The 10861-nt window shown below is 71.5% G+C and carries 13 protein-coding genes; 6 read left to right on the top strand and 7 right to left on the bottom strand.

The genetic code is table 11. The annotated features are described in order from the left end of the window. The coding region (locus ACWCSD_RS07455) for a DPP IV N-terminal domain-containing protein (protein WP_449913554.1) at positions 1-1600 on the bottom strand (1600 nt) is incomplete at its 3' end. 44 nt (positions 1601-1644) lie between these two features. Here ACWCSD_RS07455 and mshB point away from each other — a divergent pair. Genes mshB through ACWCSD_RS07440 form a run of 3 tightly spaced genes read left to right on the top strand, consistent with a single transcriptional unit; the run spans position 1645 to position 3517 of the window. Continuing rightward, the gene (gene mshB / locus ACWCSD_RS07450; RefSeq protein ID WP_449913552.1) at positions 1645-2574 is read left to right on the top strand and encodes an N-acetyl-1-D-myo-inositol-2-amino-2-deoxy-alpha-D-glucopyranoside deacetylase; all 930 of its coding nucleotides are present in this window, start codon (positions 1645-1647) and stop codon (positions 2572-2574) included. An 11-nt stretch (positions 2575-2585) separates the two neighbouring features. Further along, entirely contained in the window at positions 2586-3005 is a 420-nt protein-coding gene (locus ACWCSD_RS07445; RefSeq protein ID WP_358294410.1) for a DUF6113 family protein, read from the top strand. Between the two features lie 17 nt (positions 3006-3022). Then, positions 3023-3517, top strand: coding sequence for a flavin reductase family protein (locus ACWCSD_RS07440; protein WP_397161226.1), 495 nt, complete (start codon positions 3023-3025; stop codon positions 3515-3517). Positions 3518-3525: 8 nt separating this feature from the next. On the opposite strand, the gene ACWCSD_RS07435 is transcribed toward ACWCSD_RS07440, so the two are convergent. Next, the gene (locus tag ACWCSD_RS07435) at positions 3526-3705 is read right to left on the bottom strand and encodes a hypothetical protein (RefSeq protein ID WP_449913550.1); all 180 of its coding nucleotides are present in this window, start codon (positions 3703-3705) and stop codon (positions 3526-3528) included. Between the two features lie 51 nt (positions 3706-3756). On the opposite strand from ACWCSD_RS07435, the gene ACWCSD_RS07430 reads away from it, so the two are divergent. Beyond that, complete coding sequence (locus ACWCSD_RS07430; RefSeq protein WP_449913549.1) at positions 3757-4140, top strand: cupin domain-containing protein; 384 nt, start codon at positions 3757-3759, stop codon at positions 4138-4140. 15 nt (positions 4141-4155) lie between these two features. Here ACWCSD_RS07430 and ACWCSD_RS07425 read toward each other — a convergent pair whose 3' ends face one another. Next, entirely contained in the window at positions 4156-4491 is a 336-nt protein-coding gene (locus tag ACWCSD_RS07425) for a hypothetical protein (protein ID WP_449913548.1), read from the bottom strand. A gap of 10 nt (positions 4492-4501) precedes the next feature. Continuing rightward, positions 4502-4984, bottom strand: a complete 483-nt coding sequence (locus ACWCSD_RS07420; RefSeq protein ID WP_397161218.1) for a VOC family protein — start codon at positions 4982-4984, stop codon at positions 4502-4504. Between the two features lie 52 nt (positions 4985-5036). On the opposite strand from ACWCSD_RS07420, the gene ACWCSD_RS07415 reads away from it, so the two are divergent. Further along, entirely contained in the window at positions 5037-5699 is a 663-nt protein-coding gene (locus tag ACWCSD_RS07415; protein WP_449913546.1) for a TetR/AcrR family transcriptional regulator, read from the top strand. A gap of 200 nt (positions 5700-5899) precedes the next feature. Here ACWCSD_RS07415 and ACWCSD_RS07410 read toward each other — a convergent pair whose 3' ends face one another. After that, positions 5900-6871, bottom strand: coding sequence for a hypothetical protein (locus tag ACWCSD_RS07410; protein WP_449913544.1), 972 nt, complete (start codon positions 6869-6871; stop codon positions 5900-5902). A gap of 75 nt (positions 6872-6946) precedes the next feature. On the opposite strand from ACWCSD_RS07410, the gene ACWCSD_RS07405 reads away from it, so the two are divergent. Further along, positions 6947-7369, top strand: a complete 423-nt coding sequence (locus tag ACWCSD_RS07405) for a hypothetical protein (RefSeq protein ID WP_358294402.1) — start codon at positions 6947-6949, stop codon at positions 7367-7369. Positions 7370-7384: 15 nt separating this feature from the next. On the opposite strand, the gene ACWCSD_RS07400 is transcribed toward ACWCSD_RS07405, so the two are convergent. Both ACWCSD_RS07400 and ACWCSD_RS07395 read right to left on the bottom strand, forming a co-directional pair. Then, positions 7385-8236 carry a hypothetical protein gene (locus ACWCSD_RS07400; RefSeq protein WP_397161212.1) on the bottom strand — a complete coding sequence of 284 codons (852 nt, stop codon included), beginning with the start codon at positions 8234-8236 and terminating at the stop codon, positions 7385-7387. A gap of 130 nt (positions 8237-8366) precedes the next feature. Beyond that, the gene (locus ACWCSD_RS07395) at positions 8367-10853 is read right to left on the bottom strand and encodes a penicillin acylase family protein (RefSeq protein WP_397161210.1); all 2487 of its coding nucleotides are present in this window, start codon (positions 10851-10853) and stop codon (positions 8367-8369) included. Positions 10854-10861 lie beyond the last annotated feature (8 nt).

Raw genomic sequence — 10861 nt, 5'->3', positions numbered from 1 at the left:
CGTCGATCTGGTCCTCCAGCGCCGGGGTCGCCAGGTCGCCCAGCACCGCCCGCTCGAACGCCGGACCGCGGCCCGGCGTGCCGCGGCCGTCGGCCACGATCACGGCGAAGCCCTGCTCGGCGAACCACTGGCTCTCCAGGAACGCGCCGCGCCGGTTGAGCACCCGCTGGGCGTGCGGGCCGCCGTACGGGTCCATCAGGACCGGCAGCCGGCCCGAGCCCTGCTCGTACCAGGACGGCAGCACCACGGCCGTGGCCAGCTCCCGGCGGCCCGAACGCCCCAGCGACACCCGCAGGTCGAGCCCCGGACGCTCGGCGTACGACGGGATCGGGACCGCCATGCCGTCGCGCCGCACCACCGTGGTCGAGACGCCCTCGGCGTCGAGGCTCTGCTCCGACAACACGCCGACGCCGCCGGCCATCCGCCCCGAGAACACCCCGGACCGGGTCGAGACCGGCAGCAGCGAGTGGCCGTCCCAGGTCCACAGGTGGATGTCGGTCGGGTCGCCGCCGCTGGCGCTGAACAACACGCTGTCGTGGTCGACGTCGAGCACCGACCGGACCTGGAGGGTGGGCGGCGTGACCGCGCGGTCGCCGACGAACAGCCGGTGGCCGCCCTCCGACGTGGCCACCCACACCAGCGAGCCGTCGTCGAGGTGCGCCGGCACGCCGGTCACGATGTCCACCCAGGCCGGGTCGGTGTCCTCGCGGACCAGCGTGGACACGCCGGTCGCCGGGTCGACGGAGAACAGCCGCAGCGTCTTCTGGTCGCGCGTCATCGTCACGATCGACAGCGCGTGGTCGTCCCAGGCGGCCGTCGTGAGGTACTCCTCCTCGAACGACACCGCCACCCGCGAGCCGTCGAGCCCGAGCACGAACAGCTCGGTGCGGGCGTTGGGCGTGCCGGCCGCAGGGTAACGCTGGGCGACGGCCGGGCGGGACGGGTTGGCCGGGTCGGCGATGTACCAGGTGTCGACCGGCTCCTCGTCGGCCCGCTCGACCAGCAGCGCGTCGCCCGACGGCGACCACCAGTAGCCGCGCATCCGGTCCATCTCCTCGGCGGCGATGAACTCGGCCAGGCCGTAGGTGACGGTCGGCGACTCCGGCGTGGCGAGCACCTCGCCGCGCCCCGAGTCGAGGTCCTGGACGTGCAGGGCGCCGCCGGTGACGTAGGCGACCTGCCGCCCGTCGGGGGACAGCCGGGGGTCGATGACCGCGCCCGGCGTCTCCAGCCTGCGGGTCTCGCCGCTCGCCAGCTCGACGACGTAGAGCGCGCCGGACAGGGCGAAGGCCGCCCTGGTCAGCGCGGCGTCGGCGCCGTAGGCCACCACGCCGCCGGCCGCCTCACGGCTGCGCTCGCGTCGCGCACGCTCCTCCGGCGGCAGGTTCTCGTCGTCGGCGTGGAGGGTGCGGGGATCGACCACCAGGCGTTCGACGTGGGTTTCGGTGTCGAGCTCCCACAGGCAGGTGACCGGGTCGGTGCCGGATCTCGTCCGCAGGAAGACCACTCGTCCGCCGTCGGGGGAGATCGTGAACCCCCTGGGCACTCCCAGGGTGAACCGGCGGGTCCGTGCCGACAGTCGCGGGAAGCTCTCACTCATGGGCTCAATCCTGCCAGTATCCAGCCATTGTTACGCTCATGACTATGACTGATCGCCGCCTCCTGCTCGTGCACGCCCATCCGGACGACGAGTCGATCGGCACCGGCGCGACCATGGCCAAATACGTCGCGGAAGGCGCCCACGTCACGCTGGTGACCTGCACGCTGGGGGAGGAGGGGGAGGTCATCCCCGCCGACCTCGCCCACCTGGCGGCCGACCGCGACGACCTGCTCGGGCCGTACCGGATCGGGGAGCTGGCGGCGGCCTGCCAGGCGCTCGGCGTCGAGGACCACCGCTTCCTCGGCTCGCCCGGACGCTGGCGCGACTCCGGCATGATGGGCGTCGCGACCAACGACCGTCCCAACGCCTTCTGGCAGGCCGACCTCGACGAGGCGGCCGGCGAGCTGGTCAAGGTCATCCGCGAGGTGCGCCCGCAGGTCCTGGTGACCTACGACGCCAACGGCTTCTACGGCCATCCCGACCACATCCAGGCCCACCGGGTGGCCCGCCGCGCCTTCGAGCTGGCCGCCAAGCCCGACTACGTCCCGGCCGGCCGGCCCGCCCCGCGCCAGGACGAGCCGTGGCAGATCGCGAAGTTCTACCACACGGCCGTGCCCAGGTCCGTCATGCGGCGCACGGCCGAGGCGCTGCCCGGCTCCGGCACCGGCTTCCTCGTCGAGGACGTCGACGACATCCCCTTCGGCAGCCCCGACGAGGACATCACCACCGAGATCGACGCCCGCCCCTGGGTCGGCAACAAGCGGGAGGCCATGCGCGCCCACGCCACCCAGATCACCGTCGACGGCCCCTGGTACGCCCTGTCCAACAACATCGGGCAGGAGGTGCTCGGCGTGGAGCACTTCGTCCTGGCCATCGGCGTGCCCGGCCGGCCGGTGCCCGGGCCGCCGGTCGACGCCGGTGGGATCGGCGAGCCGCACAACCGCGAGAACGATCTCTTCGCGGGCATCCACTAACCTCGTTCCCCATGGAGCATCGCAGCCAGGCGGAGTCGGCGCTGGGCGGGGCGGCGTACGGCATGCTGTTCGTGCTGGGTGTCGTGCTCGGCGTCGTCGGCGGGTTCACGCACGCGCTCGACCAGCTGGGCGCCGTTCCGTGGGTGGCGATCGGGTGGGTGCTCGCGCTGTTCCTCCTTCCGCTGGGGGCGGCCAGGCTCATGCGGACGAAGCTCGCCGCGTTCGCGGTCGGGCTCGGCTGGCTGCTGGTGACGATGCCGTTCACGCTCGAACTCAGTGCCGGAGATCTGGTGATCTCTCAGGGTGCGGCGGGGTACGTCTACCTGTATGGCGGATTGCTGGCTCTCGTGGTGGCGTTCCTGTGCTCGCCCTCATCCGGTGGGGGTTCGTGGTTGTTGCGGGGATACCCACCTCCAAAGAATCCGACGTAGAGGCATAAAGTAACGTCGTGCATTCCATAGAGCGGCATGTGGACCCGGGAAACTACCGTAAGGTCGTCGGCCGCTTCGCCACGGGAGTCGCGATCGTCACGACCCGGCTCGGCGGTGTGGACCACGCGATGACCGTCAACTCCTTCACGTCGGTGTCGCTCGACCCCCTGCTCGTGCTCTTCTGCGCCGAGAAGGTGGCCCGTTTCCACGACGCCGTGATCGAGGCCGGGGTGTGGGGCGTGTCGGTGCTGCACGCCTCGATGGAGGACGCCTCCCGCTTCTTCGCCCACCGCGGCCGTCCGCTGAACGGGCAACTGGCCCGGTGGGAGCACCATCGCGGGGAGTCGGGAGTGGCCCTGTTCACCGGCGCCCTGGCCACGGTCGAGGTCGCCACGACCGCGGTGTACGACGGCGGCGACCACTCCATCGTGCTCGGCCGGGTGACGGCCCTCGGCACCCCCGCGGACGGCTCGCCGCTGCTTTACCACGACGGCCGCTACAAGAACCTCTGACGCCGCGGCTACGCCTGCCCGGTGCGGCGGTCGTGCCGGTCGAGGGCGGCGACCAGGAGCGCCCGCGCCGACGAGCACATGGTCTCGACCGCCTGTTGCCGGGGGTATCCGGCGATGTCGGTGAGCCAGACCAGCGACTCGATGCCGGTCGCAGCGCGGATGGCCACCGCCAGGTCCAGGCGCGCCACGGGGTCGGCGGGCGGGTCCGGGGGGAGCAGGGAGGTCTGCTCGATCTGCGGGTGCGCGGCGGTCAGCAGGCGGCGGGCGGCCTCGACCAGTCCATGAGCGCCGATCCAGTGGTCACGAACCCCGGTCTGTACACGGTGATCTTCGAGAACGAACGGGTCAGGGTGCTGCGCTACCGCGACCGGCCCGGCGACTCGACCAGCCCGCACGGCCATCCCGACAGCGTGATGGTCACGCTGTCGTCCTTCAGCCGCCGCCTCACCTCGGGCGCGCGAGAGGTCGAGCTGGACCTGGAGGCGGGGCAGGCGCGGTGGGTCGGCGCGCAGGAGCACGCGGGGCGGAACATCGGCGACACCGAGTCGCACGCGATCTTCGTCGAGCTCAAGGAAGGGCCGGGCGGCGTTCCGCCCGGAGCGCCGCTCGGTCCCGCTCTGTGAGGTGACCGGCCGGGTTCAGAACTCGCGGAAGCCTGGACCCAGGGCGCGTACCGACCAGCCTTCGAGGCTCTGCCACTGGGCCCAGTCGCCGTTGGGCTCGTGCTGCCAGGAGTGCACGGGGCTGCGGCCGTCCGAGGCGATCACGATCGTCTCCAGCCTGCCGTCGTGGTTCTGCCCGACGGTGGGGAAGGTGCCCAGCGGGCGGTGCCAGTCGTTCTCCAGCCCTCCGTCCGCGAGCGGTTCCCACTGCGACCAGCCGCCCTCGTGCCGCTGCCAGCTGTGCCACAGGCGGGTGTCCTGGCCGCGGGCGAAGACCTCCAGCCGGCCGTCCTGGTTGCGGACCACGGTCATGGCGCGCTCCTCAGGAGGTCTCGGCCGGACGGGTGCCGCTGCTGCGACGCTCCTCGTCCGCGTCGGCGGCGGTGGGGACGGCCCGCTCGCGCGGCGGAAGCGGCTGCGTGGTGTAGAAGCGGATCTCGTGGCCGTCCGGGTCGTGCAGGCCGGGCAGGATCCAGCCGATGGTCGCCTCGTGCACGCCGGCGTGGCTGTCGCCGAGCGTGGTCAGGTGAGCGGCCAGTTCCTCGATGGCCTGCTTGTCCGGGACGCCGATGGCGAAGTAGTCGAAGCCCGCGGCGGCCCTGGCCCGGTCCGGGTCCAGCCGCAGCGCCAGTACGGGACCGCCGGCCGGATGGGCGAGCGCGTAGCCCATCGGCACGCCCTCCTCGACGAACTCGATGTCGATCTCGTACCCGAACCGGGAGCGGTACCAGGCCAGGGAACGGTCCAGGTCGGTGACCGGGAGCTTGAGGTGGTGCACGCCGTCCAGGCGCGGGAGGTGCGACACGGCAATCCCCTCCTTGCAGTTGCACTGCATCGATGCAGTTATACTGCATTTTATGTCGGAGCCCGTCAAGCGTGATCTGCGCGCCGCCCGCATCGCCGCCACCGAGGAGAAGATCCTGACCGCCGCCACCGAGCTGTTCCTCCGCAACGGTTACGCGGCCACCACCCTGACCGCCGTCGCCCAGTCCGCCCAGGTCGGGGACCGTACCGTCTACCTGCGCTTCGGCACCAAGGCCGCGCTGCTCAAACGCTGCGTCGACGTCGCCTTCGCCGGTGACGGGGCCGCCGTCGACATCACCGGTCGCGACTGGTACGTCCGCGCCGGCACCGCCCCCACCGCCGAGGAGCGCATCGCCGCTCTGGCCGGGGGCAGCCGCCAGATGGCCGAACGCGCCGGCGACCTGCTGGCCGTCGCCCTGCAGGCCGCTCCCACCGAGCCGGACCTGGCCGCCGCCACCCGGGCCGGGCGCGAGGCCACCCGCGCGAACATGCGCGCCTTCTGGGACAAGATGGCCGCCGACGGGCTTCTGGCGGGCGGGCACGATCTCGACTGGCTGACCGACACCACCGCCGTCCTGGTGCACGCGGAGACGTACCTGCTGGCGCGGGAGATGCTGAGCTGGGACGCCGACGCCTACGAACGCTGGCTGACCGAAACCCTCACCCGCCTGCTGACCCCCACCCCACCACCCCACCCCACAAACGCCCCGCACTGACCGACCCGGGGCGTACCCGGTCACGAGCCGGAGGGATGGGAGCGGTGGCGCGGCGTCCCTACGGGGTTGGCGGGCTGGTTCAGCGGTGGTGCGGCGTCCCGGATGTGAGAGGGCCGTTGCGGTGGGTTGTGGGGCAGAAGGACATGATTCAGGCCAGGCGCTGGGGCCTGGCCTGAATCATGCGTTGTGTCGGTCGCGGGTTACTGAGTGGGGGGCTCCGGCGGGGTGGGGGTGCCGGTGTCCGTGGAGGTCGGGGTCGGGGTCGGGGTCTCGGAGGGGAGATCCGTGGGCGGCGCGCACGTCGGGATGTCCGTCGGGACGTCCGTGGGGACGTCGGTCGGGGCGCCGGTGGGGGTGTCGGTCGGGATGTCCGTCGCGGTCGGAGTCGGAGTCGGAGTCGGAGTCGGAGTCGGGGTGGGGGTCGGGGTGTCGCTCGCCGGTGGGGCGGGGGCCTGGGCCGGGGCGTCCGGGACGTCCGGGGATTCCGAGACCGAGGTCGACGGCGTGGCGGTCGGCGGTTCGGACGGCGGAAGCGGGGTCGTCGGCGGGGCGGGCTGACAGGTGTACGTCACCGTCTCCGTCGGCCCCGGCACGGTCACCGTCGGGCCGGGCACGGTCACGGTCGGGCCCGGCTGGGTCACCGTGGCGGTCACCGTGGCCTGCTCGGTCACCGTGGACGTCACGGTCGCCGTCGCGCTCGGCGCGGCCGTGGCGGTCGGCGAGACCGTCACGGTGCGGGTCGGCCAGGGGAGCGGCTTGACCTTGACGGCCGGCTTGCCCCTCGCCTTGTACGTGCCCTTGCCCAGCTTCTTCGTGGTCTGCCCGGCCCCGGTGGTGACGGGGAACTGGGCGGTGGCGCTCCTGCAGGACTGGCTCCTGCACACCTTCTGCTTCACGGTGAAGCGGGCCGCTCCGTCGTACTTGACGGACACATTCAAGTACGAGACGCCCTTCTTCTTGACCACCTTCGTCGTGGCGGTGTAATCCCCGACCGAGGGCGTCGCCGTGGGCGTCGCCGTCGGGGTCGCGGCGACGGGTAACGCCACCTGCGCGCCGGAAGGAGAATCGGTGGAACGTAGGGGATCGGTGGCTGATGTCTGGGTGATCGCGACTCCGCCGGCTCCGGCCAGTGCAACAGCGCCGAGCAGCGCGCCCAGGATGGAGAATCTCATAATCCTGCTCTTGTGGGAGATTTCAGGACGCAGATCATTATTCCGACTTGTCAAGATTGGTCAAGACTGAGACGCATGAACAGGCGCTATCGGTTCCGGCGGGCGGTGAACTATGTGAACCTCGCCACCCCGCTCGGCCTCCTCATCTCGATCGTCGGCGGCGCGGCCCGCCGGCCCGGCCCCGACGGGCTCATCCTCGCCTTCGGCTACCGCTACCGCTTTCCCGTCGCGGGCGCGTTCACGGTGGGGAACGTCGTCCTGACCAGGCAGGACGAGCTGGACGACCGGCTCATCCGGCACGAAGCACGGCACGCCACCCAGTGGGCCTGCTGCGCCGGACTGCCGATGCTCCCGCTCTACCTGCTGGCCATGCTCGTGTCGGTGGTCGTGTGCGGGCATCAGGCGTCGTACAACGTGTTCGAGCGGCTGGCCGACCTGGACGACGGTGGTTACCCGCGCGCGCCCGTGTGGTGGCGGCGGCGACGGCATAACGGCTGACCCATTACCCCGGCCTCAATGTTTCGCCTGGCCGAGGCGGGGGCTGAACCGGCCCAGCGCGACCGCCGCGATGGCCAGGGCCGAGATCGCCCCGGCCGACAACACCGACGCCGTGGATGGCCCCACGACCGCCACCCCCGCCACGGCCAGGCCGGACACCAGCGCGGCCACCGCGACGTACGCCCAGGTGGCCAGGCGTACGGCTCGCAGCCGCGCGCCCTCGGACGGGAGCGTGCGGGACAGCAGCCAGGACAGGGCCGGCAGGAGGAGCACCCCGTGCATGAGCACGGCGTGGGCCGGTTTGAGCGCGGTGGCCACCGTGTAGGCGAGCTGCTGGTTGCCCGTCATCACCGCCACGACGCCACGGGCGATCATCACGCCGCCGAAGACCATGGACGCCAGCAGCGTGGCGAAGCCGGCCCGTACGGCCAGACGGGTGCTCGGGGCGACCTCCGGCGCCGGGCGGAAGGCGGCGATCGTCATGGTGATCGCGAGGACGATGAGCGTGATGCCGAACGCGGCCAGCGTGCGGGCGATGGCCGTGTCGAGGGGGGTCTCCATGTTGAAGTGGGACGGCACCCCGCGCCACGCCTGAAGGGTGATCAGCGCCACCTCGACCGTGGAGGCCGCCGCGAACGCCCCGAGGACGAACGTGCGGGCACGCAGCCGTAACCACTGGGACACCCAGGTCAGGGTCAGCACGCTCAACCCGAACGACACCCCGAACGTGAACGGCTTGCGCCACGACACGGCCCCCTCCCACGGGCCGCCGGCCACGACGAGCACGCCCAGGTGCGCCAGGCCCACGAGCAGGAGGAAGATCCCGACGGAGTACCAGAGGCGATCGGAGTACCGGAGGCGAGTCATGCGGCCATGCTGACAGCGGCCGGGGGCCCGGCGCGTCGGACCACGGTCTGGCCTTCGACTACAACCACGGTCGTACGCCGGGCCCGCGCAGGTCCTCCCGCCCCCTGGAGGCCGGGACGTGGCCCCGGGGTCAGGGGGTGAGGGTGAGGGTGTGGACGGCGGCGTTCTTCACCGACTCGGGCTTGGAGTACATCGGGAGCAGATCGCCCCGCGCCCACGCCTCGGCCTGGTCCCAGTAGTTGTCGTGGAAGGCGTGCCCCGAGGCGCCCGTCAGGTTGATCCAGCGGGACTTGTCCAGGTCCGCCAGGTCGACGACCATGCGCATCGACGGCACCGCCGTGACCCCGTACCCCTTCTGCACGTTCCACCCGGTCGCGTTCACCGCGTCCTTGTTCCCGGGCACGGCGAACGGGCCGCGGTTGAACAGCGCCTCCACGGGCGCGAGGCCCGACGTGCCGAGCGTGCCGTTGACCAGTTCGAGCTGGTGCAGGTCGCCCCACTTCCAGGACCTGACGTCGGTGCCGAACAGCTCCGACAGCTCGTGGTAGGCCGAGGCCATCGCCTGCCGCAGCATGTCGTCGCGGGTCTCGGTGAGGTTCTTGGTGGTCACGTCGTCCCAGAAGGGGTCGTCGGGGGCGGTGAGCAGGTTGGCGACCACGTCGTACCAGCGGTCGCCGCCACCGGGCCACACCTGCTCGGGCAGGTCGTCGTCGAACGTGAGCATGAGCAGGTGCCGCCACACCGCGTTGTAGTAGGCGGCGGGGGCGGAGTCGAGCCCCTGGGAGTGGTCCCACGTGCGCAGCAGTTCGCGGGCCTGGCGGGCGGGACCGGCCAGGTCCACCCGCAGCAGCGCGGGCACCAGCGTTTCGGCGAACTCGTTGGAGGTGTCCTGCTGGATGTCCGACATCGTCCCGGCGTCGATCTTGCCCTTGGCGATCGCGGACTCGATGAGCTCGCGGATGCGCTGGGAGCGGTAGCCGTAGGACCAGTCCTTGGTCAGCAGCGGCTGGTAGCGGCGGGGGTCGATGACGGCGTTGTTCGCCGTGACGACGAACCCCTCGGCCGGGTCCTCCACCGTGGGCAGCTGGTCGTAGGGGATGGGCGCGGCCTTCCAGTCGTACTCGCCGGTCCAGCCGGGCACCGGCCAGGCGCCGTCGCCCTTCTCCCGTACGGGGATGCGCCCGGGCGCCTGGTAGCCGATCTTGCCGCTGGTGTCGGCGTAGATCAGGTTCTGGGACGGCACCTCGAACAGCGCCGCCGCCGAGCGGAACTCGGGCCAGTCGCCCGCCTTGTTGAGCGCGAAGATCGCGTCCACGGTCCTGCCGGGGGTGAGGGCGGTCCATTGCAGGGCCACGGCGTTCGCCTCGCCGCTCGGCCGGGCGTCCGCCATCACCTCGTTGATCAGCGGGCCGTGCCGGGTGCTCTTCACGGTGATCGTGACGGGGTCGCCGCCGGCGACCTTGATCTGCTCCTGCCGCGTCTCCAGCTTGACCTGCTCGCCCTTGTACAGGTACGTGTCGCCGTCCACCTTCTCCAGGAAGAGGTCGGCCACGTCCGGCCCGAGGTTCGTGAACCCCCACGCGATCTTGTCGTTGTGCCCGATGATCACGCCGGGCACGCCGGAGAAGGTGAACCCCGTGACGTCGTACGGGCACTGCTCGGACAGCTTCCTGCAGTGCAGCCCGGCCTGGTACCAGACGGACGGCATCTGCGGGGACAGGTGCGGGTCGTTGGCCAGCAGCGGCTTGCCGCTGGTGGTGTGCGCGCCGGAGACCACCCACGAGTTGGAGCCGATGCCCTCGCGCTCCTCGCTGCTCATCGTGCTCGGCACGGCGTCGAGCGTCGCGGCGGCCTGGGAGAGCGCGCGCACGCCGCCGGTCCGCGGCTCGGCCTGCTGGTCGTAGCGGCCCTGGGAGAGCGCGCCCTGGCCGACGATCGGGGAGTGGCGGTCGTACGGGTAGCCGGGGTAGAGCTGCTCGACGCGCTCCTTGGGCAGCTTGGTCAGCGCCAGGGCGCGGTCGATCTCGTCCTCCATGTTGGAGCGCAGGTCCCACGCCATGGCCTTCAGCCAGGCGACGGAGTCGACCGCGGTCCACCGCTCCGGCCGGTACTCGCCGTTCTGCAGCTTGAGCACCGAGTATTCGAGGCTGCGGTCGGAGGCGTTGGGGTTGGCGTCCAGCCAGGCGTTCACGCCCTTGGCGTACGCGGCCAGGAAGTCCTGGGTCTGCCGGTCGAGGGCGGGCAGCTCCTGCTCGGCCACCCGGCGCCAGCCCATGGTCCGCAGCGCCTTGTCGTTGCCGAGCGTGGCCTTGCCGAACAGCTCGGAGAGCCGTCCGGCGGTGGTGTGGCGGCGGAAGTCCATCTCGAAGAACCGGTCCTGGGCGTGGACGAAGCCCTGCGCCATGAACAGGTCGGCCGCAGTGTCGGCATAGATATGCGGAATCCCCGATTTATCGCGATAAATCTCGACCTTCCCGGCCAGACCGGGCAGCCGCAGCGTCCCGTCCACCTGCGGGAACGACTTCCGCACCGTGTACACCAGGACCCCGGCCAGCACGAGCGCCAGCACGAGAAGCACGGTCAACACCCGGGCGAACCACCGGAAAGGCCACGGCATCCACGCAA

The sequence above is a fragment of the Nonomuraea sp. NPDC001684 genome, assembly GCF_053596515.1.
This window is presented reverse-complemented; position numbering and strand designations above follow the sequence as displayed.